A 24,554-nucleotide genomic window follows, 5' to 3' on the forward strand; every position below is an offset into this window, starting at 1 on the left:
AGCCTGAGGCGACGGCCGTCGCGCCGGGCAGGGCGAGCGGAGGAGTAGCCATGCGAGTCACGTTCCACGGGCACGCGTGCATCACGGTGCGGCACGGCGGGCAAGTCGTCGCGATCGACCCGGGCACGTTCAGCGACGCGGCGGGTGCGCTGCGCGACGCCGACACGGTGCTCGTCACCCACCAGCACCCGGACCACGTCGACGCGGCCGCGCTCGGTGCCGCCCTCGCGGCCCGGCCCGGGCTCACGGTCTGGGCGCCGGAGGCCGTGGTGGCCGCGCTGCGACCTGCCCTGCCCGAGGGCACGTCCTCGCGCGTGCACGTCGTCGTGCCGGGCGACGGTCTCGACCTCGGCGGGCTGGAGGTCGTGGTCGGCGGTGGGCAGCACGCGGTGATCCACCGCGACGTGCCCCGGATCGCGAACGTCACCTATCTCGTCCGCGGGGACGGTGCGACGCTCCTGCACCCCGGCGACTCGTTCGAGGCGCCGGACGGGGACGCGCTCGGGGGCGAGCGGCTCGACGTGCTCCTCGCGCCGGTGGCCGCACCCTGGCTCAAGCTCGCCGAGACGATCGACTTCGTGCGCGAGCTCGACCCGCGCGTCGTCGTCCCCGTGCACGACGCCCTGCTCTCGGCGGCGGGGCACGGCATGGTCGACCGTCTTCTCGGGGGGCAGCGCACCGGCGGCACGTACGCGTACCGGCCGCTCACGCCCGGCGAGGCGCTCGACGTCGCCGCGGGGAGCCTGGACGGGGTCGGTGACGCCGCGGCCCGCGCGCTGCGGGACGAGCACCCGGAGTACGGCGAGGTGGCCCTGCTCGAGGCCGACGAGACCGTGCCCCCGCGCCCCGAGGAGGAGGTGGCCGACGCCGCCCGCTCCGAGGCCGCCCGGTGACCGCCGCCCCGCCGCCGGGCTGGTACCCGGACCCGTGGGGCGTGCGGGCGGAGCGCTGGTTCGACGGGCGCGCGTGGACGCCGCACGGCCGGGACCGTCCTGCGGGCTCCGGCGGCCGGCCCCGGATGCACCCCGGCGCGATCGTCGCGATCGTGCTCGGCGTGGTCCTCGCGCTGGCGGTCGTCGCGGCCGTCGTGGGGTTCTTCGTCCTCATGGTGCAGGGCGTGATCTGCGGCGAGGCGCCCCACTACTGCGACTGACGCGGAGCAGCACCCGCGCCCGACACGGTTCTCGCTGCGGGCCCCGTGCGGGGCCCGCGCGTCACAGCAGGGGCCGCAGGGGCGTGAGGACGACCTCGCTGAGCTTGGCCGCCACCGAGCGGGAGTCCCACTCGGCGAGCGTGAGCTCGCGCGAGTTCGACAGGTCGACGTCGAACACCTTCTCCATCTGCGCGGCCACCCCGGGGTCGGTGATCTCGAGGTTCACCTCGTAGTTGCCGGTGAGGGACAAGCGGTCGATGTTGGCCGTCCCGATCGTCGTCCACGCGCCGTCGATGGTCGCGGTCTTGGCATGCACCATCGCGTCCCGGTACAGGTGGATGCGCACCCCACCCTTGAGCAACGCCGTGTAGAGGCCGCGCGACAGCCAGTCCGCGAGCACGTGGTTGGAGCGCTCGGGCACCAGGACGCGCACGTCGACCCCGCGCGCCGCGGCCGCGAGGAGCGCTGCGAGGATCTCCCGGTCGGGGATGAAGTACGCCTGCGTGATGTACACGTGCGAGCTCGCGCGGTCGATGGCGTCGAGATAGATGCCGCGGATCGGGAAGACGAGGTGCGCGGGCGCGTTGCGCGCCGCCCGCAGTCGCGGCTCCCAGTGCACGGACCCCGGGTCGGCGAGCAGCGGCTGGCCGGGCTTCCGGTTGGCGTTCCAGAAGTCGACGAACGCGTTGCGCAGCTCCCACGCGCTCGGGCCCACGAGGCGGATGTGCGTGTCGCGCCACTGCGTCGCGTACAGGGCACCGATGTTGTACCCGCCCACGAACGCGATCTCGTCGTCGACCACGAGGATCTTGCGGTGGTCGCGACCCGACTTGCGCACGTTGAGCATGAGCACTCCCGGGCGGAACACGGGGTAGCGGATGACGTGGATCGGCTCCGGCAGGTCGAAGAACGCCTGCGGGACGACGAGGTTCGCGAACCCGTCGTAGACGACGAACACCTCGACGCCGCGCGCGCTCGCCTCGACCAGCGCCTGCTTGAACTCCTCGCCGAGCGCGTCGGCCTTCCAGATGTACGTCTCGAGCAGGATGCGGCGCTGCGCCCCGCGGATCGCGCCGAGCATCTCCCGGTAGACGTCCTCGCCGTACGTGAAGACCGTGGTCGTGGTGCCCGCGACCTCGACGTCCGCGGGCGAGGAGCGGGGGAACGACGCCTCGGTCGTGTTGCGGCGCTTGCGGATCGCGTCGGCGGTGACGAGCACGCCCGCGACCGTGATCGGCGCCGCGACGGCGACCACGAGCGCGCGGGAGAGCAGACGGCGGGCGGTGCGCAGGGCGGAGTCGGGGGACAGGTGCACGGACTCACCGTAGCGGGCGCGACTCCGGGCGCGACCGCAGGACAGGCGCGCCGCGGGTGAGATCCCGCACCCCCGCCGCGTCCGGGTCCCCGGACGCCCGGGTCAGTGCGAGCGCAGGGCCTTGATCAGCTCGGCCTTGCGCATCGAGGAGCGGCCCTCGATGCCGATCTCCGCGGCACGCCTGCGCAGCTTCTCGACCGTCCAGTCGTCGTAGTCGCCGGCCTTGCCGCCCTTGCGTCCGACGCTCTGGCGGGACGACCCCGCGGCGGCGTTCGCGATGCGCGCCGCCTTCTCCTTCGAGTCGCCCTCGTCGCGCAGCTTCTCGTACAGCTCGGGGTCCTTCACGCTCGGTCCGGGGTCGCGCTTCGGCACGGCGTCCTCCTCGTCTCGTGCCGGCCACCACGGCACGCGGCCGGTCTCCTGCCAGGCTCGCCCCGCCGTCGCCCGCTCGCACGCGGACCTCAACCGACACCCCACCTCGGCACCTCGCTGCGCCACCTCAGCGGAGCGCCTCATTCGAGCACCGTGACGCGCGACGTGCTCGGGTCCACGTGCACGACCCGCCCCGCCACCGCGGCGAAGCCGCGCGGGTCCGCGTCGTACCCGGCCTGCCAGCGCACGACCCCGTCGTCGAGCGACAGCCCGACGAGGAGCGCGCGCCGCGGGGTGTCCGGGTCGGGCACGACCACGGCGAGCGTCGCGCCGTCGGTGAACGCGGCCGTCACGCCGCGCGCGAGATCCGGCCCGGCACCGGCGCCGGCGTCGTCCGCGGACGTGCCCGGGGCGGACCGCGGCCACGACCACACCTGCTCGCCCGTGCGGGCGTCCAGGGCGACGAGCGCGCCGCCGGTGGCGAGGACCGCGCGGTCGTCCGCGAGCGCCACGGCCTGCACGACGGACAGGTCGGCGCGCCACAGCTCGCGCGGTGCGTCGGCGGTCCGGCCGGGCGCGGACGCGAGCGCGCGCACCCCGCCCGGGGTCGTGACGAGCCAGGAGGCCGCGTCCCGGCCCGGCCCGGCGAGCGGGACGAGCAGGCGTCCGGCGACGGCGGCGTGGACGGTCCCGTCCGGGGCGAGGAGCTGCGTGGACTCGGCGCGGTCCGGGGGCCGGACGGTCGTGCGCCAGAAGGTGCCGTCCGCTCGGGGCGTGACGGCCGTCGTGATCGCGTCGCCGCGGGCGTCCAGACGGGTCCCGCCGAGCGTGAGGACGGCGCTGAGGCGGCACCCGCGCACGACGAGCAGGTCGTCCTCGACGGTGACGGCGGCCTGGCCCGCGACCTGGGGCCGGCACATCGCGGTGCGCTCCGCGTCGTCGGGCTGGACGTCCTGCTGCCAGCGCACCTGCGCGGTGCGGGCGTCCTGGAGCGCGAGGTGGACGACGCCGCCCGTGCGCGACCAGCGCAGGACCGTGCCGTCGGGTGCGGGGACCGCGCGCCCGAGGTCGTCGCCGAGAGGCACCGGGTCCGTCGTCGGGCCGCCCGGGCCGACGACGTGGGCGACGGGAGCGAGCGCGGGGCCGGTCAGGCACGTGACGACGGCGGCTCGCGGAGCCGGGGCCGACGTCTCGCCGGCGGCGGGCCCGCACCAGGCCGTCGGGTCGAGGGCTTGCCATCGCCGCGCGCCGGACGCGACGTCGTACCCGTCCACGCCGGCGCCGGTGACCACGGCGAGGATCACGCCGTCGCCGACCACGGCGAGCCGCGGCGCGGCGGCGTCCGTCTCCCAGCCGGGCTCCGGCGCCACCGCGAGGGAGACGACGGAGCCGGGCCGGGCGAGACGTCCCCGCTCCGCGGTGGTCGTGCGCCAGGTCCCGACGGCGACGAGGGCGAGGACGAGCAGCAGGAGGGGCACGACGACGCGCAGGGGCAGCGCACGTCGTCGGGCCGGTGCCGCGGGCCCGTGGGCCCCCTCCGCGGGTGCGCCGCGCCCGGCCGGTGCGGGCTCGTCCTCCGGGACGAGCTCCACCCGGTGGAGCGAGGCCATACCGGTGACGCTACGCGCCTCGCGGGGCAGGCGTCAGGTCTCGACCGGCTCGAGCGCCGCGGAGAGCGGGTGGGCGCGGATGGCGGCGGCGAGCTCGCCCTCGATCCGGTCGAGGTACACGCCCGTGGTCGCGATGGACGCGTGCCCGAGGAGCTCGGCCACGACCTTCACATCCCACCCCTCGGCGGCCAGCAGGGTCGCGGTCGTGTGGCGCAGGGCGTGGGGCGTGGCCTCGCGCCGGTACTGCGGGGGCATGCGCGCGACGCAGCGCCGCAGGAGGCCGCGCACCGCCTGCGCGTCGATGCGTCGGCCGCGCCAGGACAGCAGGAGCGCGCGCCGCGCGTCCGGGTCGTCGGGGCGCCGGGCGAGGAGCGAAGGGCGCAAGCGTTCCAGGTACTCCTCGAGCGCGGCCGCGAGCGGGGGAGAGAGCGTCACCGTGCGGACGTGTCCGCCCTTGCCCTGGATGCGCCAGCGCGTCTGGTCGGGCTCGCGGGAGAAGTCGTCGAGGTTCGCGCGCTCGAGCTCGGAGACGCGGGGGCCGAGGACGAGCAGGAGCGCGACGACGAGCCGGTCGCGGAGCTGGAGGTCCTGGTCGCGCCGCCCCACGGCCGGGTCCCCCTGCGCCCGTGCGGCGGAGACCTCGAGCAGCGACGCCGCGGAGCCCGCGGACAGCGCCGTGCGGGCGACGCGCAGCCCGTCGCGGAGGCGGGCCGGGGGAGAGGCCCACTGCATCGGGTCGGCCTGGACCCAGCCCTCGCGGGCCGCGTGGGAGAAGAAGCGTGTGACCGACTGGCGGAAACGGTTGACCGTCGCGGCGGAGCGGCCCGCGCCCGCCTCCTTGCGCGACGCGTCCGCGTACCGGCCGTCGGGAGTGGTCTGGTAGCGCAGGAGGACGTCGTCGACGTCCTCGCCGGCGACGTCGTCCAGCACCCGGGCCGGGCCCGCGAGCCGCGCGAACTCCGCCACGTCCCGCTCGTAGCTGCGGCGCGTCGTCGGCGACAGGACGCCCCGCAGGGTCTGCGCGGCGACGGACGCGAGGTAACGGTTGGCCGCCTCGGCGACGGTGATCCGCTCGAGGCGGGGCGGGGCGACCATGAGCGGGCCTCCTTCGGGGTGCGGTCGCCGCCAGCCTAGGTCGTGCCACCGACAACGACGCGACCGGACGGCGCCCTGACCTGCACCGACGCCGCGAGCCGGGATCGACGGCTCAGCGTCCCTCGTCCAGGTGCGCGACGTCCCCGACGCTCAGCACACCGCGGTTGCGGAAGAAAGCGTCCTCGCGCAGGGTCGTGATGCTCCCGGAGGCGACCGGGAACGCGACGTGCCCCGCGGCTTCGACCGGCATCCCGATCCATGCCGCGACGACGAACGTCGCCGCGAACCCGTGCGTGACGACCACCTGGTGGTCCACGGCGCGGCGGAGCAGGTCCGTCGTCGCCTCGTACACCCGCAGCGCGACGTCGAGCCTCGTCTCCGCGCCGGCGACGCCCACGTCGTGCCGCAGGCGGTCGCCCGCCGCCGGCGGCGGGACGAACCGCGCGTCGAGCCAGGCCTGCGGACGCCCGCCCGCGTCGCCGTAGGACGCCTCGCGCAGCCGGGCGTCCAGGCGCGGCGCGACGCCGAGCGCCTCGCCGATCGCGGTCGCGGTGCGGCGCGTGCGCAGGAGGTCTGACGTGACGACGTCGACCGCGGCGTCGCGCGGGATCCGGGCACGCAGCGCCGCCGCGACCTGGGCCGCCTGCCGTGCGCCGCGCGTGGTGAGGTCGGAGTCGTGGACGCCGCCGACCAGGCCCTCGACGTGGTGCGTCGCCTCGGGATGGGTCACGACGTGTACCGTGCGCTCGCGCGCGCCGACGACCTCGGGCAACGGCGGGGGAGGGAAGGGCGTCCGGGGACCGTCGACGTCGGGCACGAGCCCCAGACTGGCACACGCGCAGGGTGCCGGGAGACCGGGACGCGGGTGTGAGGCGCGAGCGTAGGGGAGCGACGCTCGGGGGACATGCCCGGGCTGGTCCGGGCGGACGGTACCGACGCGCCGCACCCAGGTGGGCCATGATGCGGTCACAAGGGGCGGCGACGGTGCGTCACCACGCTGTTGACCTAAACACAATGGTTTGCGCTGTCTGTCCGATTTTAGGCATCGTAGCCCAGCGTGCGATCCCGCACCAGGCGTCGCCCGCCGGGCCGGACCGCCGAGGTAGCTTGCGGGGCCGACGGCTCGAGCTCGCCTCGAGGCGCGTCGGCGCCACGAGGCCTGGCCTGCGACGCCCGCGCGGGGGACACCGAGCGCCAGGCCCACACGACGACGGTCGCCGCGCCGGCGGCGACGCCGACGACCACGAACGCGACGAGGGTCAGCACGAGCACCGGGACCCAGGCCAGTGTCGCGAGCATCGTCGCGACGATCCGTCGAGGCCGACGTCCGTCCGGAGCGAGCTCGGCGAACGGCGACGCCTGGGCGAACGTCCCGGAGACGGTTCCTGACGACGCCCGGGACGGCGCGAACGCCGCCAGGCTCGCGAGCAACCGTGGACCGTCGCTCCGGTCCGTGGCGCGGGCAGCGGATCGGAGCGTGTCGAGCCGGGGTGCGTACGTCGTCGTGCTCATGACGAAGGGGAGCGCGCGACGGCCCTCCGTGATGCGCCGGGGCGGCCTCTTCGACGACGAAATGACATAATGCACATTATCGGCGTTGCGTGGAAGGGGTCCAGCAGGCCTCTCGTCCCGCCTCCCACGGGCGGTTCCCGGGCCGTCGTGGGTCCTCGGGTGTCTACTGGCTGCCATGGGATCCGTCGTCCTCGAACCGTCCTCCCGGTGCGCGATCGACGCCGTCACCGCGCTGCGCCTCGTGCAGGACGACGTCGGCCTCGGTGCGCGTCGCCCGCTCGTCGGCCCTACGGTCCTGCGCAGCCACGCGCTGTCGATGCTCTACCGCGACGTGCGCCGTGGCGTGCTCGACGAGAAGACCGCGCGCGCCCGCCTGGAGGGCATCGCCTCGCTGAAGATCCGGCTGCTCGGCGACCGCGTCTCGCGGGCCACGGCGTGGCGGATCGCCCGCGAGCTCGACGCGGACGACACGGCAGTCGCCGAGTACGTGGCGGTGGCCGTGCTCCAGGCCGACGTCCTCGTCGCGGGCGACCAGGACGTCGCTGCCGCGGCGGAGGGCCGTATCCCCCTCGCCGCGTACGACGACCTCCTGCGCTGAAGCCCCGGACGTCCGCCCACCCGGTCCGCGTTCCGGCGACCGGCCCGGCCTCAGTCGTCGAACACGTCCCAGCAGATCGCGCTGCGGCGGCGCTGGTCGTCCAGGACGAGCTCGCGCAGCTCGGCCGGGATGCGCTCGCGCTGCCAGTCGCGCTCCGCGAGGCGCGCCGCCTCGGGGTCCTCGCCCCGCGCCGCGGCATCCGCGACCGCCGCCCGGATCGCGTACGCGGCCGCGCCGAGGTCGTGCGCCGCGACGTGGGCGACCGCCACCGCCTGCCCGGCCGCGAGCGCCGCGTACTTGACGGGTGCGGGCTGGTCGCGGCCGGCGGCGTTGGCGACGAAGGCGGTGCTGTGCGCGGTCTTCATGGGGACCTCGCCGCGGATCCAGGCGCGGGCGACGTCGAGGGCGTCACGAGGTCGGGTGTCGTCGGGACGGGCTTCCTCGAAGAGGGGCAGGACGTGCTCGGTGCACTCGACGGCCCATCGGGCGAGCTGGCGGTGGTGGTCGTCGGTGAGGGTGCCGCCGCGGCGGACGGTGATGAGCCGGGGGTCGCGTACGGTGGGCAGGATCGGCATGGCCCGATGCTCCCCCAGGCCGGTGCCCCGGACCAGCCTGTCGCCGGTGCGGCGTTGTCGGGACTGCATGGTCGATGCGCACGTGGTCGCGTCGTCGTCTGGTGGGTGTGGGCGGGGCGGCGTACGGTGCGTTCGTCGTCCCCGCTCGTCGAGGTGCATGCCTCTCCCCCGCCCGGATGCCCTGGTGTGGCACTGTCGCCGATTCGGCCCCTCTCCCCCGGGCCGGTCGGGTCCGCGGGCGGGTCGCATCCTCGAGGAGGCGTCTCATGGCCCGGTTCACCCGTTCGGACGACCTGCGGGGCGCGACGTTCGACGGCGTTGACCTGCACGGGGCACGGTTCGTGGAGTCCGACCTGTCCGGCGTGGTCATGCGGGGCGTGCAGGTGGAGGGGGCCGACATCGACGCGCCCTGGCTCGCGGACGGCGACGCGACCTTCCGCGTGAACGGGGTCGACGTGACGGGCTTCGTGGAGGCGGAGCTGGACCGCCGGTTCCCGGGGCGGGAGCTGCGTCGGGCCGGCGACCCGGAGGGTTTGCGTGCGGCGTGGGCGGCGCTGGAGTCGACGTGGGCGGTGACGCTCGACCGGGCGGCGGCGCTGCCCGCGAGCGCCGTGGACGTGTCCGTGGACGGCGAGTGGTCGTTCGCGCAGACGTTGCGGCACCTGGTGCTGGCGACGGACGCGTGGTTGGGGCGGGCGGTGCTGGAGGTGGAGCAGCCGTTCCACCCGCTGGGGCAGGCGGGACCCCAGGCGGCGGAGGACGGGCTGGACGTGTCGGTGTTCATGACGGGGACGCCGTCGTACGCGGACGTGCTGGACGCGCGCGCGGGCCGGGTGGCGATGGTGCGGGACTTTCTGGCCGGCGTGACGTCGGAGGAGCTGGCGGTGGTGCGGCGCAACCCGTGGTCGCCGCAGTACCCGGAGACGACGTTGTCGTGCATGCACGTGATCCTCGAGGAGGAGTGGGAGCACCACCGCTTCGCGGTGCGCGACCTGGGCACGATCGAGGCGTCGTCCGGAGGCTGAGCGGGGTGGCCTGGGCACCGGGGTTCAGGGGGTGCGTGAGACCACGGCGGCGAGGTTGGGTGTGACGCGGGTGAGGTCGGCATCGGTGGGGAGGCCGTCGGGGACGAGGACCGCGGTGACTCGTGTCCCGTCCGGGGCGGCGAGGTTGAGCGGGAGGTCGGAGTCGTCGAGGTCGGTGACGAGGCAGCACGTGGCGGCTCCCGCGTCGTCCTGCGGGGTGTCTCCCGGCACGACGGTGACGAGGCAGACGACGTCCTGCCCGTCGCGGCTGCCGGTACCGGTGTAGAAGGTGACTCCGTCGAGCTCGCCCAGGCGTCGGGCCGAGTCGGGGTCCATCTCGTCGGGCGTCATCGTGCCGGGGAGGGCGTCGTCGGGGACGGGCGCGTCGGCGAGGCGGGTCACGAGGTCTTGGGCCGTCACCGCGCCGGAGCAGGCGGTGAGGGCGGCGAGCACGGCGGTGGCGAGGACGACTGGTCCGGTACGACGACGGGTGTGGTCCATCGACGTTGGATATCACGACGCGGAGGACGGGTGCGGCGGGCGCCGGTACACGGACACGTGGGAGCGGGACTCGGCGGTGAACGGCTCCCCCGCCCATCCGGCGTGCCGGGTCTCGAGCTCGAGGCCGGCGAGGCGGGCCATGAGGTCGAGCTCGGCGGGCCAGACGTACCGGTGGGGCGTGCGTCCTACCGTGGCGCGGCCGTCGTCGAACCGGACGTGGTGGGACACGACGCGCTGGTGCAGGACGTCGTAGGTGTCGACGCCGAGGGAGCCGGGCTCGTCGTACCAGACGGTCGCGGTGCGGCCGGGCGGGAGGGCGCGCAGCTCGGGGACCCAGAGCTCGACGACGAACCGGCCCCCAGGGGCGAGGTGGCGGGCGGCGTTGCGGAAGCACTCGACCTGGGCGTCCTGGGTGAGCAGGTTCGCGATCGTGTTGAACACCAGGTAGACGAGCGTGTGCTCCCCGGGTACCCGGGCGGTGGCCATGTCCCCGACGACGACGGGCAGGACCGTCTCGTCGACCTTCTCGCGGAGCCGGGCGACCATGTGCCGGGAGATCTCGATGCCGGTCACGGGCACGCCGCGCGCGGCGAGCGGGATCGCGACCCGGCCGGTGCCGACGGCGAGCTCGACCGCGCTCCCCCGGCCCGCGAGCGCCGCGAGCCGGTCGACGGCGGGGTCGAGGACGTCGGGTGCGAACATGCCCTCGCCCGGGGTGTCGTACCGTGCGGCGGCACCGGCGTCCCAAAGGCTCTCCTGGTCGGTGCCGGCGAGGTCGGTGCTGGGGTCCGTCATCGTGCGACGGTGTCAGGCGGCATTCGTGACCGTCCAGGGAATTCGTGTCGCCGTCCTCGGTGGCTCCGGTCCGGCGGTGCCGGACGCTACGGTGGCGGCATGGATCGTGAGACGTTCGTCGGCTATGTCCGTTCTCAGGGGTGGGGCGTCGTGGCGTCCCTCGGCGACGACGGCGCACCCCAGGCCGCGTTCCTCGCGGTGGCGGCGACGGGCGCGGGCGAGCTGGTGTTCGACGCGCGCGCGACGTCGCGCAAGGTGGCGAACCTGGCCCGGGACCCGCGCGTCGCGGTGACCGTGGGCGGCACGGACGGGACGACGCTCCAGTGCGAGGGCACGGCGGACGTCCCTGCCGGTGCGGACCGGGAGCGCTGCGCCGCGGCGTACGTGGCGTCGTTCCCGCAGTTCGCGGGGTCGCTGGCCGACGACGGCATCGTGCTGCTGCGGGTCGCGCTCGCCTGGGCGCGGTACGGGGACTTTCGTGACGGCCGGTCCGCCATGACGGAGGTCGACGTGACCGGGTGGGGTCCGAGCGGGGACTGACGGCAGCCCGTCCCCGATCGGACCCGTTCAGCCGAGCAGCGCCTGCTTCGCGCGCACGAACTCGGTGTCGGTGAGGTCGCCGGCGCGGTGCAGGGCGGCGAGCCGTTCGAGCCGGGGGACCAGCGCCGCTCCCCCGTCGCCCGTGCTGGCGCTCGCGGCGGGTGCGCCGCGCCCGACGACGCGCCACAGGGCGCGGGCGAACACGCCGGGGCGTCGGGCGGTGCCCGCCTGGTCGGGCTGGAGGCGCGGCACGCGCGGCGAGGGCACGGTCCTGTCGTCGACGACGACGCTCCCGGGGCGCGTGTCCGCGAGCGAGCGCGCGAACCGGGCGAAGCGGGCGGAGGACCCCTCGAGCAGGACGGCGCGGGTGGACCGGGCACCTGGGTGCTCGTCGCGCCAGGTCACGACGACGGTCGGCCCGTCCCCGGTGACGGTCACGACGGGTCGCCCGGCGGGCTCGAGCACGGTGTCGTCGCCGCGGACGAGGCGCAGCCGTGCGCCGTCCCACACGAGCCGCCCGCCCGCGACGTGGAACATGGCCGGGTAGCGGGGCGCGGCGGCGAAACGCGAGGTGTCGGGTGCCCTGCCGGGGACCGTCACGACGCCGACGGGCCGCCGACGGGGCGGGGCCGGGGGGCGGGGGTCGTCCACGTGCGTGGCGAGCGCCTCGACGACCGGGACGGCGACCGTGACGGGGGCGACGGGCTCGACGCCGGGCTCCGGGGCGGGTCCTGCCGGGTGCACCTCGGTGTGGCCCTCGGTCGCGCTGGTGCTCATGGTGCTCCCCCGTCGTCGTCGGTCCTCCGATCCTGCCGCGCGACACCGGCCGAGGGCAACCCCTCGGGTGGCGTCGTCGCAGGTCAGGGAGACGTGAGCGCGCCCCCGGCCGGGAGCACCGGTGGCCGGGGGCGCGCAGTCAGGGCGCGGGTCAGAGCCCGCCGAGCAGCGCCGTGAAGTCGGGCGTGGCCGCGAACGGGTCGGCGGGGCCGGTGTTCTTGCGCAGGGCGACCTTCTCCGCGAGCTCGCGGCCCGCGCGCGCGATGCGGGCGGGCAGCCCGCCGCCGGCGTCGGCCTCGGCGGCCGCCCAGTCGTCGGTCGCGGCGAACACGGACGTCGTGGCGACGTCGGCCCGCAGGTAGGTGAACAGGGGCCGCAGGGAGTACTCGAGCGCGAGCGAGTGGCGCGAGGTGCCGCCGGTCGCACCGAGCAGCACGGGCGTGCCGGTGAGCGAGTCCTTGTCGAGGATGTCGACGAACGACTTGAGCAGCCCGGAGTACGTGGTGGTGAACAGCGGGGTGGTCACGACGATCCCGTCGGCGGCGGTGAGGCGCTCGAGGACCCCCGCGAGCTCGCCCGTGGGGAAGCCGGTGAGCATGGCATCGACGACGGCGTGCGCGTGGTCGCGCAGCTCGACGGTCTCGACCTCGGCGCTCACGCCGAGCCCCTGGAGCTCGCGCACGGTGGCCTCGCCGAGCCGGTCGGCGAGCAGGCGCGTGGAGGACGGCTTGGACAGCCCGGCGGACACCACGACGAGGCGGCGGTCCGGGGCGGGGGTGCTGGCGGTCATGCGGTGCTCCTGGGGTGTGGCGTGTCGTGCGGGGGCCGGCCCGTCACCGGGCCGGGTGGTGCGGGGTGCCCGACGGCGGCCGGTCGAGCGGGTGCGCGGGGCACCCCTCGACCGTACGCCGTCGGGCGGCCGGTCCCGCGGCCGGTGACGTCGGCCGCGGGACGGCGCGGGTCACAGCCCGAACGCGGCGCCGGCCTTCGCCGGCTCCTGGTCGTCCTCGGCGGTGCGCCCGGTCCAGCGGTCCTCGGTGCCGCCGACGTGCGCGGCACCCTCGGTCCCGGCGGCGCGGGCCGCGGCGACGCGCTCGGCGTGGCTCGGCGGGTTCGCCGGCACGTGCGCGGGCCGCGCGGCCTCCATCTCCTTGCGGAGCACGGGCACGACCTCGCCCGCGAGGAGGTCGATCTGCTCGAGCACCGTCTTGAGCGGCAGGCCGGCGTGGTCCATGAGGAACAGCTGACGCTGGTAGTCGCCCACGTGCTCGCGCATCGCGGCGTACCGGTCGATCACCTGCTGCGGGGAGCCGACGGTGAGCGGCGTCTCGCGCGTGAAGTCCTCCATCGACGGGCCGTGCCCGTACACGGGCGCGTTGTCGAAGTAGGGGCGGAACTCGTCCCACGCCTTCTGGGAGTCCTTGCGCAGGAACACCTGGCCGCCGAGGCCGACGATCGCGGTGTCCGCGGGGCCGTGGCCGTGGTGCTCCCAGCGCTGACGGTAGAACTGCACCATCTGCTTCGTGTGGCTGATGGGCCAGAAGATGTTGTTGTGGAAGAACCCGTCGCCGTAGTAGGCCGCCTGCTCGGCGATCTCGGGGCTGCGGATCGACCCGTGCCACACGAACGGCGGCACGCCGTCCAGCGGGCGCGGCGTGGAGGTGAAGCCCTGGAGCGGGGTGCGGAACTTGCCCTCCCAGTCCACGACGTCCTCGGTCCACAGGCGCCGCAGCAGCGCGTAGTTCTCGATCGCGAGCGGGATGCCGTTGCGGATGTCCTGCCCGAACCACGGGTACACCGGGCCGGTGTTGCCGCGCCCCATCATGAGGTCCATGCGCCCGTCGGAGATGACCTGGAGCATCGCGTACTCCTCCGCGAGGCGCACCGGGTCGTTCGTCGTGATGAGGGTCGTGGACGTCGACAGGACGATGTTCTTCGTCACACCGGCGAGGTAGCCGAGCATGGTCGTCGGCGAGGACGGGACGAACGGAGGGTTGTGGTGCTCGCCCGTGGCGAAGACGTCCAGGCCCGCCTCGTCCGCGTGCTTGGCGATGGTCAGCATCGCGCGCACACGCTCGGTGTCGTCGGGGGTCCGGCCCGTCGTGGGGTCCGTCGTGACGTCGCCGACGGTGAAGATGCCGAACTGCATGGTGTGCTCCCGTGAGTCCTAGGTCGATGCGTTTGCATGTACATGCCGCTCAACCCGGCACCCCCCGGGTTTGTTCCCGGGCACTTCCGGTGCCGGTGTGAGCGTGCGCACGTCCGGGCGGCGGCGGCCGTGACGAGTTGCGTCGGGCATCGAAACCCGGGAGCCTGGGACCGCGACGCGCCGAGGCGGACCGGCTCGACGCCGTGGGGGCCGCCAGGCCGCGGACACCCCGCGACGTTCACCGGACCTTCACGACGCGTCGGAACACCGACCGACGGTGAGGCGTTGCCTCTCGTAGACCGGGCCGCTGCCCGCACCCCACCGGGCGCGCCCACCCACCCCCGAAGACCCCTCAGGAGGACACCATGGCCGACCGTTCGCTGCGCGGGATGAGCATCGGTGCGAAGAGCATGGAGTCGGACGAGGGCGTCGACTTCGCCCCCCGCTTCCAGGCGCACTATGACTGCCCCAACGGGCACACCATCATCCTGCCGTTCTCGACCGACGCCGAGGTCCCCCCGGTGTGGGAGTGCCGCTGCGGCGCCGAGGCGCTGCTGCGCGACGCGGAGCGTCCCGAGCCCAAGGCCGGCAAGCCCGCCCGCACCCACTGGGACATGCTCCTCGAGCGCCGCACGATCTCCGAGCTCGAGGAGCTGCTCGACGAGCGCCTCGGCCTCCTGCGCGCCGGCAAGCTGCGCCGCAGCGCCTGACACCCGCACGGTCGACCGACGACCGGAAAGGCCCGGACCCCAGGTGGGGTCCGGGCCTCTCGCGCGTCGCCGGCGGAGCGCCGCACCGACCGCGCCCCGCTACGCTCGCCCCGTGCTCACGCCCGCGACCCTCGACGTCGAGGTGGCCGTCGCCGCGGCGTCGGCCGCGGCCGGCGTCCTGCGCGCGCAGCACGGGACGGACCTGGAACGGTTCGCCAAGCCCGACGGCGACCTCGCGACCAGCGCCGACCTCGCCGCCGAGCGCGCGGTGCTCGACGTGCTGCGCGCCGCGCGGCCGCACGACGCCGTCACCGGCGAGGAGTCGGGAGAGTCGGGAGCGCACGACGCACCGCGACGCTGGCTCGTCGACCCGCTGTGCGGCACGCTGAACTACGCCGTGGGCACCACCGCCGTCGCCGTGAACGTCGCCCTGCAGGTGCGCGGCCGCACCACCGTCGCCGCCGTGGCCGACCCGTTCGCGCACGAGGTGCTGTGGTGCGACGGCGACCGCGCGGGCCGGCGCACGGCCGAGGGCGACGGCCCGCTCGTGCCGACCCTGGGGCCGGGCCTGGTCGACCTCAACCTCGACCCGCCCTTCCCGCGCGCCCCGGCGTTCCGCACCGCGCGCCTGCTGACCGGCACCGCGTTCACGGCACGGTTCCGCCCGCGCGTCGGCTCCACGACGCTGGCCCTCGCCTGGGTCGCCGCCGGGCGTCGAGCCGCCTTTGTCACCGACGGCGACCTGGAGGGCAGCGTGCACTTCGCCGCCGGCATCGCGCTGTGCGTCGCCGCGGGCTGCACGGTGAGCGACCTCGACGGCCGGCCCGTGCACTCCGGTGCGGGCGGTCTCGTCGCGGCCGCGGACGCGACCACCCACGCCGCGCTCCTCCGGGCGGTCCGCGACCAGCGGGCCTGACCCCGGGCGCGGCGCGTGACGGTGCGCGACCGCGCCGGCCTCAGGCCCGGCTCCCCCGGCCCCGCACCGCGGCGGCGAGCTGGGCGGCGCGCCGCCGCGCACCCCACACCGTGACCTTCCACAGCGCCTCGGTGACGATCGCGCGGCTCATCTTCGACCGGCCCGCCGTGCGCTCGACGAACGTGATCGGCACCTCGACCACCCGCCCGCCGGTGCGCACGACCCGCCAGGCCATGTCCACCTGGAAGCAGTAGCCGTGCGACTCCACGCTCGCGAGGTCGACGGTGCGCAGCGCGGCGGCGCGGTACGCGCGGAAGCCCGCCGTCGCGTCCCCCAGGCCCAGCCCGAGCGCGACGCGCACGTACACGTTCCCCGCCCGGGAGAGCACCTCGCGGTGCCACGGCCAGTTCTCCACCCGTCCGCCCGGGACCCAGCGCGACCCGATGACGAGGTCCGCGCCCGCACCGTCCCCGGACTCGCCCGCCGGGGCGAGCGCCGCGAGCAGGGACGGCAGCTGCTCGGGCTGGTGCGACCCGTCGGCGTCCATCTCGACCAGGACGTCGTACCCGGCGTCCAGGCCCCAGCCGAACCCCGCGACGTACGCGGCGCCCAGGCCCTCCTTGCCCGCCCGGTGCAGCACGTGCACGCCCGGGTCCGCGGCGGCCGCGGCGTCGGCGAGGTCACCCGTCCCGTCCGGGCTCGCGTCGTCCACGACGAGCACGTCCGCGTCGGGCACCGCGGCGCGCAGGCGCGCGAGCGTGCCCGGCAGGGTCAGCGCCTCGTCGTACGTGGGCACGACGACGAGCACGCGGCCCGGCGCGGCGGGCTCCCCGGGGCGCTCGCTCACCGCGCGTCGTCCCGGGTCGTGACCGCGGCGGGCGTCGCGGACGCCCGGTCCGCGCGGCGCTCGCGGACGACGCTCCCGACCCCCGCCGCGAGGAGGCCGAGGGCGAGGAGCTCGACGACGCGCCCGGGCCAGTCCCCCGCCCGCACGGCCGGGGTCAGGCTCGTGCGCAGCGGCAGGTCGGCGACCAGCTGGTCGGCGGTGAACAGCTCGGTGCTCTGCAGGAGGCTGCCGTCGGGGGCGATGACGCCGCTCACGCCGACGGTCGAGACCTGCACGGTCGCGCGCCCGGTCGACACGGCGCGCAGCCGCGACATGGCGAGCTGCTGCGTGGACTCGGCGGTGTACCCGAAGGAGGCGTTGTTGGTCTGCACGACGAGCACCTCGGCGCCCGCGTCCACGGCGTCGTTCACCAGGCCGTCGTAGGCGACCTCGAAGCAGATGACGACGCCGAGCGGCACGGTGCGGCCGAGACGCTCGGACGCGAGGTCGACGACCCCCGTCTCGGTGCCGGGGATCATGTCGATGCTCACGCGGTCGACCTGGTCGGAGAAGATCCGCAGCAGGGACCGCAGGGGGATGTACTCGCCGAACGGGGCGGGGTGCTGCTTGGCGTACCGGTCCACGACGCCCGTACCGGGCTCCCACAGCAGCGACACGTTGTACCGGCCACCGGTCTCGGGGTACTCCTGGGCGCCGACGAGGATCGGGGCGCCGACCTCGCGCGCGGCGTCGTCGATGGCGCGCGCGACGTCGGGCGCGGTCTGCGGGTCGAGGTCGGACCCGTTCTCGGGCCACAGCACGACGTCGAGGTCGCCGGGCTCCACCTGGTCCAGCAGCGCGACGGTCCCCTGCAGGTGGTTGTTGAGCACCTCGGCCCGGTTCGCGAACGACCCGAGGCCCGGCTCGCCCACGTTGCCCTGCACGGCCCCGACGGCGAGCGTGCCCGCCTCGGCGCGCGTGTCGAGCGGCACGAGCAGGGGCGCCGCGACGAGAGCCCCGGCCACGGCGACCGGGACGACGGCGCCCGTCACGACGTCGCGACGGCGCACCAGCGCGAGCACGGCGACCGCGAGCAGCGACCCGGCGAGCGCGACGAGCAGGGACACGAGGACCTCGCCCCCGAGCCACGCGGCGCGCCCGAGCGGGGAGTCGGCCTGGGAGAACGCGAGCCGACCCCACGGGAAGCCGCCGAACGGCACCTCGGTGCGCGCCTGCTCGACGCCGACGAACAGCACCGCGAACCCGACGGCCTGCGCCCACGCGCGCCCTGCCAGCCACGGCCAGCGCCGCGCCCACACCCACGCGGCGCCGAGCACGGCGACGAAGCACGCCTCCATGACGGACAGCGCGACCCACGGCACGGTCTCGGTCGCGTAGTTGGCCCACCACAGATGGGGCAGGAAGAACGCCAGACCCCACACGAGCCCGACGAGGAAGCCCCACCGCGCGCCGTCGCGGCGCAGCGCCCAGAACAGCGCGGCGACGCCGACGAACGCGAGGGGCCACCACCCGCGGTCGGGGAACGCCGCGTCGGTGACGAGCCCGCCCGCGAGGGCCAGGAGCAGCGTGAGCGGCCGCGACGGGGGCCCCACCAGCGCGCGGCCGTCCGCCGTCCCGGGGACGTGGCGACCGGTCTCGCCGTGGCCGGTCTCGGACGTGGTGGATGCCGGGGAGTCCGGGGCGGAGGTGTCCGGTACCGCGGGGCGGGGTCGCCCGGCCGCGGCGGCCGTGGGCTCAGGGACGTGCACGGGTGCACCCTACGCCACGCGCCTGCACCGAAGCCGGTGCCGGTCGGCGGCCCGGCGGGTGAACACGGGGGGCTCGGAGGGCTGACGGACGACGGTCGGAGAGGTGCGTGTGCGGGCTCGCGCGCCCTTCGGCCCGTACGCCGCCGCCACCGGCGGAGCACGTTTTCTACTGAGCGCGCGAGCCCGGCCAGATACCCGGCACGGCACGCCGAGGGGTCGTCGTCGGTGGCTGATCCCCCTGCGGCCGCGGGGGCCGGAACACCCTGTCGAACCTACTCCGGCTCACGGCCCTGTCAAGCGGTAGCGGTCAGACGAACGTGTCGAACAGGGGGACGCCGTCGCGCACCGTCTGCAGGCACCGCGGCCGCCGCACGTCCGGGCCGAGCTCCGGCAGGAGCGGCTGCCCGGCGCGCGCGTCCGTGCTCCACGACGACGTCGTGCGCCCGAGCGCGCCCTGCACCACGAGGTGCTCGCCCCGCCACACCGCGAGGTGCGCGGGCGCACCGACACGCAGCTGACCGGCGCCCGTGTGGTCCAGGCCCGCGATGCGCCAGCCGCCGCGCGTGTGCGCGCGGAACGCGGCCCGCGCCGAGATCTGCTGGTCCGGGTCCACGTGCGACATCGCCGCGAGCACGCCCGCCCACGGGTCGAGCCGCGTCACCGGCGCGTCGGACCCGAACGCGAGCGGCACGCCCGCCCCCGCGAGGTCCGCGAACGGGCTCAGGCCCTCCGCCCGGGTCGCGCCCACGCGCGCCGCGTACATGCCCTGCGGGCCGCCCCACGCGGCGTCGAACCCCGGCTGGATGCTCAGGCTCACGCCGAACAGCAGCAGGGAAGCCAGCGCCGTCGCGTCCACGAACAGCGCGTGCTCCACCCGGTGCCGCGCCGCGCGCACCGCGCCCTGGCCGTGCACCTCCGCGGCGACCTTGAGCCCGAGGACGAGCTCGTCCATCGCACGGTCCCCGATGACGTGGAACCCGCCCTGCGTTCCCGCCGCCCCGACCGCGGACAGGTGGTTCGCGATCTGCTCCGCGCTCAGGTAGAGGTTCCCGCGGTCGGCCCGGTCCGGCCCGTCCTGGTAGGGCAGGCGCATCGCCGCGGTGCGCGACCCGATCGACCCGTCCACGTTGAGGTCGCCCGCGATGCCCGTCAGGTCGGGCACGTCCGCGAGGAGCTCGCGCGCGTCGTCGACCGTGGTGCACAGCTCGCCCCGGTACCCGACGACGTGCGCCAGCCCCGAGGACGCCTCGCCCGTCAGCGCGAGCAGCTCGCGCAGCCCCGCGCGCGTGTCGATGTGCGGGGCGCTCATCTCGTGCACCGACACGATCCCCTGCTCCGCCGCCGCACGCAGCGCCGCCCGGTACAGGTCGGTGCGCCGCGCCGGCGACACGTCGCGCGCCACGTCCCGCGCGACGTGGTGCGCCTCTCCCGTGACCCAGCCCGACTCGTCCCAGCCCGGGCGCTCCGCCAGGGCGCAGCGCCGCGCGAGCGTCGTGGAGACCACGGCCGAGTGCACGTCGACCCGCGCCGCATACACCGCGCGCCCGCCCGCCGCGGCGTCGAGCTCGTCGCGCGTCGGGGGGCGACCCTCGGGCCAGGACCGCTCGTCCCACCCGAACGCGAGCACGACGTCGTCGTCCCCGACGTCCGCGGCGGCCTTCGCGACCGCCTCGAGAGCGGCCGCGAGGGTCGTCACGCCGGCGCTCGCGGACAGGTCGACGCCCGCGAGGGCGAGCCCGACCTCGAACAGGTGGACGTGCGCGTCGACGAACCCGGGTGCGACGAGCGCGCCGTCGAGGTCGATCACGCGGTCGGCGCGGGCGGCGAGCCCGTCTGCCGTGTCGTCGGCGCCGATCCAGGCGATGACGCCGTCGTCGACGAGGAGTGCTTCTGCGAACGGGTCGGCCTGAGAGTGGATCACGCCGCCGCGGTACAGGGTTGAGGCCACAATCCTTCACGATACCGCCACAACCGCCCGAACCTCACCCTTCCGGCCCGGCGTCGGCGCAGGTGGGGCCGGGTGTCGTGCACGTCACGCCGCCCGTCTCCCCGGCGCGGTCGGGCCGCCGCCGTCGGCTCAGACGCTGGAGTACGCGACGACGCCCCGGCGCAGCTTCTCGATCGCCTGGTGCGCGGTGCGCCGCACCGCGGGCGTGGGCGCGGCGGTCGCGACCTGGTCGAGGACGTCGATCACCTGCTTGCACCAGCGCACGAAGTCGCCGGCCGCGATCTCCGAGCCGCGCAGCACGGCGTCGAGGCTGCGGCCCACGGCCCACCGGTGCACGGCGGTGACGAGGCCCTCGTCGAGCGCGCCGGTCGCGTCGATGTCGTGCGCCTCCTCGAGGTCGTCCACCTCGGACCACACGCGCGTGGTCGCCTCCAGCGCGCGGGCGAGCTTGCCGTGCGGGCCGCCGGGGACGTCGGGCTCACCGTGGTCCTCGCGGCGCCCCGCGTACACGCACGTGGACACCACCGCCGCGAGGGCGGGAGCATCGAGGTCCTCCCACACGCCGCGGCGCAGGCACTCGGCCAGCAGCAGGTCGTTCTCCGCGTACAGGCGCCGCAGCCACTGCCCGTCGCGCGTGACGCGCAGCCCGGCGCGGCCCGCGGCCTGTCCGCCCGCGCCACCGGGGCCGTCCCCGTCGCCGCGGGACTCGTCCGCGGGTTCCTCCGCGTCCAGGGCGTCCTCGAGCGGCGCGACCGGGTCGTCGTCGGCATCCCCGGGGGCGAGGTAGCCGAGCGTGAGCAGGACGTCGCAGATCCGGTCGAACACGCGCGCGATGGACCCGGTGCGGCCCTCGACGCGGCGCACGAGCTGGTCGTGCTCCTTCTTGAGCCGTGCCCACCGCTCGGCCCAGCGCGCGTGGTCCTCCCGGTCCGGGCAGTCGTGGCACGGGTGGGCGCGCAGCTGCGCGCGCAGGCGCGACAGCTCGGCGTCGTCCGCGGCGGCCGACCGGGTGCGGGTGGTGCGCCCGGGGCGCGCGCCGGGCTCGTCGAGCGCACCGAGGGCGTTGCGCAGCGTGGACGCGAGGTCGCGCCGCTGCGCCGGGACACGCGGGTTGAACGCCTTGGGGATCCGGACCTTGGCGACGGTGCGGATGCCGCCGGGCGCGTCGGCGACGGTGAGCCTCTTCACCTGCCGGTCCTGCGTGAGCACGGTGGGGCGCGGCCCGTCGAACCCGGCACCCTCCCCCGGGTCGAGCACGACGACGTAGCCCGCGCGCCGCCCGGACGGCACCTCGACCACGTCCCCGGGCCGCAATCGCTCGAACGCGGCCACGACCTCCGCGCGGCGGGACCGGCTCGCGGCGCGCGACAGGTCGCCCTCGCGCGCGGTGATGCGCCGTCGCAGCGCCGCGTACTGCGCGAAGTCGCCGCGGTCGCACGTCATGGCCTGGGCGTACCCGTCGAGCGCCTCGGCGTGCGCCTGCGCCTGCTTCGCGAGCCCGACGACGCCGCGGTCCGCCTGGAACTGGGCGAACGACGTCTCCAGCACCTCGCGCGCCCGGTCCCGGCCCACCTGCGCGACGAGGTTGACCGCCATGTTGTACGTGGGCCGGAAGCTGGAGCGCAGCGGGTACAGGCGCTTGGACGCCAGGCCCGCGAGGTGCACCGGGTCGAGGCCCGCGTGGTCGACGACGACGGCGTGCCCCTCCACGTCGATGCCGCGCCGCCCCGCGCGCCCCGTGAGCTGGGTGTACTCCCCCGGCGTGACGTCCACGTGCGCGGTCCCGTCCCACTTGACGAGCTTCTCCAGCGCGACGGACCGGGCGGGCATGTTGATGCCGAGCGCGAGCGTCTCGGTCGCGAACACGACCTTGACGAGGCCGCGGCTGAACAGCTCCTCGACGGTCTCCTTGAACACGGGCAGCATCCCGGCGTGGTGCGCCGCGATCCCGCGCGCCAGCGACTCGGTCCACGTCCAGTAGCCGAGCACCTCGAGGTCCTCCGCGGGGATGGTCTCCGTGCGCTCCTCGGCCACGCGCCGGATCTCGGCCTCCTCCGCAGGCGAGGTGAGGCGCAGCCCCGCGGCCAGGCACTGCTGGACGGCGCCCTCGCACCCGGCGCGGGAGAAGATGAAGTAGATCGCGGGCAGCAGCCCGTCCGCGTCCAGGGCGTCCACGACGGCGAACCGGGCCGGGGTGCGGCGTGCCCCCGGACCGCCGTGTCCCGACCGGTCGGGACCGGGGCGGCGCCCGCCCCGCCCCCGGTACCCGCGGTCACCGGGGCCGCGTCGCCCGCCGGGGCCCGACGCGCTCGTGCGCGGGGCGGCGCGGAACGCGGCCAGCAGGTCGGGGCTGATCGGGGGGTTCACGCCGGGGTCCGTCGGGTCCACGTGCCCCGCGTACAGGTCGAGCAGGTCCGCGCCGAGCGCGCGGCCGCCGCCCGCGTGCGCGACCCCGGTCGCCGGGTTCGCCGACGCGACGAGCACGTGCTGCCACAGCGGAACGGGCCGGCGCTCGCTGACGACGACGGTCGTGTCGCCGCGCACCATCTCCAGCCAGTCGCCGAACTCTTCCGCGTTGGACACCGTCGCGGACAGGGAGACGAGCTGGACGTCGTCGGGCAGGTGGATGATGACCTCCTCCCACACCGGCCCGCGGAACCGGTCGGCGAGGTAGTGCACCTCGTCCATGACGACGAACGCGAGGCCGTCGAGCGTGCGCGATCCCGCGTACAGCATGTTGCGCAGCACCTCGGTCGTCATGACGACGACGGGCGCCTCCCCGTTGATCGTCGTGTCGCCGGTGAGCAGACCCACCGAGTCGGCGCCGTAGCGGCGCACGAGGTCGCCGTACTTCTGGTTGGACAGCGCCTTGATCGGGGTGGTGTAGAACGCCTTGCGCCCGCCCGCGAGGGCGAGGTGGACGGCGAACTCGCCCACGACCGTCTTGCCCGCACCGGTGGGGGCGGCGACCAGGACGCCACGGCCCTCCTCGAGCGCCTCGCACGCCCGCTCCTGGAAGTCGTCGAGGGGGAAGTCGAGGACCTGCCGGAACTCCGCGAGCCGGGTGCGGGACGCCGCCTGGCGGGCCCGGGACGCGGCGTAACGGGCGGCGGGCGATTCAGCGGCCGTCATGGTGCCAGCCTACGGTCCGGCACCGACCTCGCGGGTCGGTGCGCGGAGTCCGGCGCGGGAAGCCGCCGGCACGCGATCGGGCGCGTCCTCGGCGGACGGTCGGCGGACGGTCAGCGCGCGGCGGGGCCGGCCGCGGCGTCCAGGACGTGCAGCGCGCCCGGGACCACGTCGACCCGCAGCGGGAGGGGTCCCAGGTGCTCGCCGTCGGCGAACGCGTGCGGCGGGACCGCGCCCGCCTCGGTCGCCGCGACCGTCACCGACGTCGCGCGCAGCGTCCCCACCCCGGGGTTCGCCAGGTGCCGACCCGCGTACATGCCGGGGAAGATGCGCGTCGCGCCCCAGCGCCCGAACGGGCCCGCGACGACGACGTCGAGCAGGCCGTCGTCGAGGGCCGCGCCCGGCGCGATCCGGATGCCGCCGCCGATGCGCGGCCCGTTCGCGACCGACACGAGCGCACCCGGCGACTCCCACACCACGGTCCGACCGCCCTGCGCGTCGGGGACGTCGCGGCTCGTCCCGACGGCGGCGCCGTCGAGCAGGAGGGGCGCCCCGGCGAGCAGGTCGGGCAGCTCGTCGCCCGCGGGCACGCCGCGCAGCGTGACCCGGTACCCGTACGGGCGGTACCGCGTGATCTCCGTGAGGGCCGAGCGCGCGTACCGCGACCGCCCGCGCGGCCATGTGGCCGCGTTCGCGTGGGCGTTCACGGCCGCGTCGATCCCCGCGGACAGCACGCCCGCGTACCAGCGGGGCGCTGCGAGGTGCTCGCCCGTGACGCGGGCGGCGTCGACGGCGCGCACGGACGGCAGCGAGCTCGCCGAGGACACGGCGCTCGCGGCGGTGCCGAGAGCGGCGAGGAGGGCGTCCACGCACCGGTCCGCGCGGGTCGTGGGCAGCCCGAGGCCGTGCGCGAAGTCGTTGCCCGTCCCGACCGCGACGATGCCGAGCGGGACGCCGGTCCCGGCGGTCGCGTTGGCGCCGAGGTGCACCATGCCGTCCCCGCCGACGACGACGAGGGCGTCAACCCCGGGCCGCGCGCCCGCGCCGTCGCCACCGGGGCCGCGCACGGCGGCGTCGGCGGACTCCTGGGCGAGGGGCAGGCTCGGCGCGCTGAGGTCGACGACGTCGTGCCCCGCCGCGCGCAGCGCCTCGGCGGTGCGCGCGCCCGCGGTGCGACCGCGCCCGCGCCCCGCCGTCGGGTTGACGACGAGCGCGACCGTGCTCATGCGCGGCCCCCGC

General features: G+C 75.9%; 24 protein-coding genes. 7 read left to right on the forward strand and 17 right to left on the reverse strand.

All coding sequences use genetic code 11. From position 1 onward, the window contains the following. Positions 1-50 precede the first annotated feature (50 nt). Positions 51-893 carry an MBL fold metallo-hydrolase gene (locus ACFVN3_RS12555; RefSeq protein ID WP_378233176.1) on the forward strand — a complete coding sequence of 281 codons (843 nt, stop codon included), beginning with the start codon at positions 51-53 and terminating at the stop codon, positions 891-893. Beyond that, on the forward strand, positions 890-1,153 hold the full coding sequence (locus tag ACFVN3_RS12560) for a DUF2510 domain-containing protein (RefSeq protein WP_378233177.1): 264 nt from the start codon (positions 890-892) through the stop codon (positions 1,151-1,153). Before ACFVN3_RS12555 ends, ACFVN3_RS12560 begins: the two co-directional genes overlap by 4 nt. Positions 1,154-1,214: 61 nt before the next feature. Here the strand turns inward: ACFVN3_RS12560 and ACFVN3_RS12565 are convergent, their stop codons facing one another. From ACFVN3_RS12565 to ACFVN3_RS12590, 6 genes are all read right to left on the reverse strand, one after another. Then, entirely contained in the window at positions 1,215-2,468 is a 1,254-nt protein-coding gene (locus tag ACFVN3_RS12565) for a phosphatidylserine/phosphatidylglycerophosphate/cardiolipin synthase family protein (RefSeq protein WP_378233178.1), read from the reverse strand. Positions 2,469-2,570: 102 nt separating this feature from the next. After that, positions 2,571-2,840 carry a Rho termination factor N-terminal domain-containing protein gene (locus ACFVN3_RS12570; protein WP_378233179.1) on the reverse strand — a complete coding sequence of 90 codons (270 nt, stop codon included), beginning with the start codon at positions 2,838-2,840 and terminating at the stop codon, positions 2,571-2,573. A gap of 140 nt (positions 2,841-2,980) precedes the next feature. After that, positions 2,981-4,450, reverse strand: coding sequence for a PQQ-binding-like beta-propeller repeat protein (locus ACFVN3_RS12575; protein WP_378233180.1), 1,470 nt, complete (start codon positions 4,448-4,450; stop codon positions 2,981-2,983). A 33-nt stretch (positions 4,451-4,483) separates the two neighbouring features. Further along, positions 4,484-5,545 carry a tyrosine-type recombinase/integrase gene (locus ACFVN3_RS12580; protein WP_378233181.1) on the reverse strand — a complete coding sequence of 354 codons (1,062 nt, stop codon included), beginning with the start codon at positions 5,543-5,545 and terminating at the stop codon, positions 4,484-4,486. 112 nt (positions 5,546-5,657) lie between these two features. Next, the gene (locus ACFVN3_RS12585) at positions 5,658-6,275 is read right to left on the reverse strand and encodes a histidine phosphatase family protein (protein ID WP_378233183.1); all 618 of its coding nucleotides are present in this window, start codon (positions 6,273-6,275) and stop codon (positions 5,658-5,660) included. A gap of 308 nt (positions 6,276-6,583) precedes the next feature. Further along, the gene (locus tag ACFVN3_RS12590; RefSeq protein ID WP_378233184.1) at positions 6,584-7,057 is read right to left on the reverse strand and encodes a hypothetical protein; all 474 of its coding nucleotides are present in this window, start codon (positions 7,055-7,057) and stop codon (positions 6,584-6,586) included. A gap of 175 nt (positions 7,058-7,232) precedes the next feature. On the opposite strand from ACFVN3_RS12590, the gene ACFVN3_RS12595 reads away from it, so the two are divergent. Further along, entirely contained in the window at positions 7,233-7,655 is a 423-nt protein-coding gene (locus tag ACFVN3_RS12595) for a hypothetical protein (RefSeq protein WP_378233185.1), read from the forward strand. 50 nt (positions 7,656-7,705) lie between these two features. Here ACFVN3_RS12595 and ACFVN3_RS12600 read toward each other — a convergent pair whose 3' ends face one another. Continuing rightward, the gene (locus tag ACFVN3_RS12600; RefSeq protein ID WP_378233187.1) at positions 7,706-8,230 is read right to left on the reverse strand and encodes a putative immunity protein; all 525 of its coding nucleotides are present in this window, start codon (positions 8,228-8,230) and stop codon (positions 7,706-7,708) included. 266 nt (positions 8,231-8,496) lie between these two features. Here ACFVN3_RS12600 and ACFVN3_RS12605 point away from each other — a divergent pair, with 266 nt between their 5' ends. Then, entirely contained in the window at positions 8,497-9,255 is a 759-nt protein-coding gene (locus ACFVN3_RS12605; protein WP_378233188.1) for a DinB family protein, read from the forward strand. A 24-nt stretch (positions 9,256-9,279) separates the two neighbouring features. On the opposite strand, the gene ACFVN3_RS12610 is transcribed toward ACFVN3_RS12605, so the two are convergent. After that, positions 9,280-9,756: a hypothetical protein gene (locus tag ACFVN3_RS12610; RefSeq protein ID WP_378233189.1), complete on the reverse strand. Its 477-nt coding sequence runs from the start codon at positions 9,754-9,756 to the stop codon at positions 9,280-9,282. 12 nt (positions 9,757-9,768) lie between these two features. Continuing rightward, positions 9,769-10,551 carry a class I SAM-dependent DNA methyltransferase gene (locus tag ACFVN3_RS12615; RefSeq protein WP_378233190.1) on the reverse strand — a complete coding sequence of 261 codons (783 nt, stop codon included), beginning with the start codon at positions 10,549-10,551 and terminating at the stop codon, positions 9,769-9,771. Between the two features lie 99 nt (positions 10,552-10,650). Between ACFVN3_RS12615 and ACFVN3_RS12620 the strand changes: the two genes are divergently transcribed. Next, positions 10,651-11,091 (forward strand): pyridoxamine 5'-phosphate oxidase family protein, encoded by a 441-nt coding sequence (locus ACFVN3_RS12620; protein ID WP_378233192.1) that lies wholly within the window; start codon positions 10,651-10,653, stop codon positions 11,089-11,091. Between the two features lie 27 nt (positions 11,092-11,118). On the opposite strand, the gene ACFVN3_RS12625 is transcribed toward ACFVN3_RS12620, so the two are convergent. The 3 genes from ACFVN3_RS12625 to ACFVN3_RS12635 all read right to left on the reverse strand — a co-directional run bounded on the left by ACFVN3_RS12625 (position 11,119) and on the right by ACFVN3_RS12635 (position 14,017). Then, positions 11,119-11,868 carry a hypothetical protein gene (locus tag ACFVN3_RS12625; protein WP_378233194.1) on the reverse strand — a complete coding sequence of 250 codons (750 nt, stop codon included), beginning with the start codon at positions 11,866-11,868 and terminating at the stop codon, positions 11,119-11,121. Between the two features lie 151 nt (positions 11,869-12,019). Beyond that, the gene (locus ACFVN3_RS12630) at positions 12,020-12,658 is read right to left on the reverse strand and encodes a CE1759 family FMN reductase (protein WP_378233195.1); all 639 of its coding nucleotides are present in this window, start codon (positions 12,656-12,658) and stop codon (positions 12,020-12,022) included. 171 nt (positions 12,659-12,829) lie between these two features. Then, positions 12,830-14,017, reverse strand: a complete 1,188-nt coding sequence (locus ACFVN3_RS12635) for an LLM class flavin-dependent oxidoreductase (protein ID WP_087472056.1) — start codon at positions 14,015-14,017, stop codon at positions 12,830-12,832. A 365-nt stretch (positions 14,018-14,382) separates the two neighbouring features. Between ACFVN3_RS12635 and ACFVN3_RS12640 the strand changes: the two genes are divergently transcribed. Then, positions 14,383-14,727 carry an RNA polymerase-binding protein RbpA gene (locus ACFVN3_RS12640; RefSeq protein WP_021483180.1) on the forward strand — a complete coding sequence of 115 codons (345 nt, stop codon included), beginning with the start codon at positions 14,383-14,385 and terminating at the stop codon, positions 14,725-14,727. Positions 14,728-14,839: 112 nt separating this feature from the next. Beyond that, on the forward strand, positions 14,840-15,643 hold the full coding sequence (locus ACFVN3_RS12645; RefSeq protein WP_378233196.1) for an inositol monophosphatase family protein: 804 nt from the start codon (positions 14,840-14,842) through the stop codon (positions 15,641-15,643). Between the two features lie 40 nt (positions 15,644-15,683). Here the strand turns inward: ACFVN3_RS12645 and ACFVN3_RS12650 are convergent, their stop codons facing one another. From ACFVN3_RS12650 to ACFVN3_RS12670, 5 genes are all read right to left on the reverse strand, one after another. After that, complete coding sequence (locus ACFVN3_RS12650; protein WP_378233197.1) at positions 15,684-16,490, reverse strand: polyprenol monophosphomannose synthase; 807 nt, start codon at positions 16,488-16,490, stop codon at positions 15,684-15,686. Continuing rightward, on the reverse strand, positions 16,487-18,238 hold the full coding sequence (gene lnt / locus ACFVN3_RS12655) for an apolipoprotein N-acyltransferase (RefSeq protein WP_378233198.1): 1,752 nt from the start codon (positions 18,236-18,238) through the stop codon (positions 16,487-16,489). The genes ACFVN3_RS12650 and lnt overlap by 4 nt, the downstream gene beginning before the upstream one ends. Before the next feature lie 307 nt (positions 18,239-18,545). After that, entirely contained in the window at positions 18,546-20,186 is a 1,641-nt protein-coding gene (locus ACFVN3_RS12660) for an amidohydrolase (protein ID WP_378233199.1), read from the reverse strand. Between the two features lie 129 nt (positions 20,187-20,315). Continuing rightward, positions 20,316-23,318, reverse strand: a complete 3,003-nt coding sequence (locus ACFVN3_RS12665; RefSeq protein ID WP_378233200.1) for a DEAD/DEAH box helicase — start codon at positions 23,316-23,318, stop codon at positions 20,316-20,318. A 110-nt stretch (positions 23,319-23,428) separates the two neighbouring features. Beyond that, positions 23,429-24,541, reverse strand: a complete 1,113-nt coding sequence (locus ACFVN3_RS12670) for a diacylglycerol/lipid kinase family protein (protein WP_378233201.1) — start codon at positions 24,539-24,541, stop codon at positions 23,429-23,431. Positions 24,542-24,554 lie beyond the last annotated feature (13 nt).

The organism is Cellulosimicrobium sp. NPDC057862, assembly GCF_042797035.1.
Taxonomy (GTDB): domain Bacteria; phylum Actinomycetota; class Actinomycetes; order Actinomycetales; family Cellulomonadaceae; genus Cellulosimicrobium.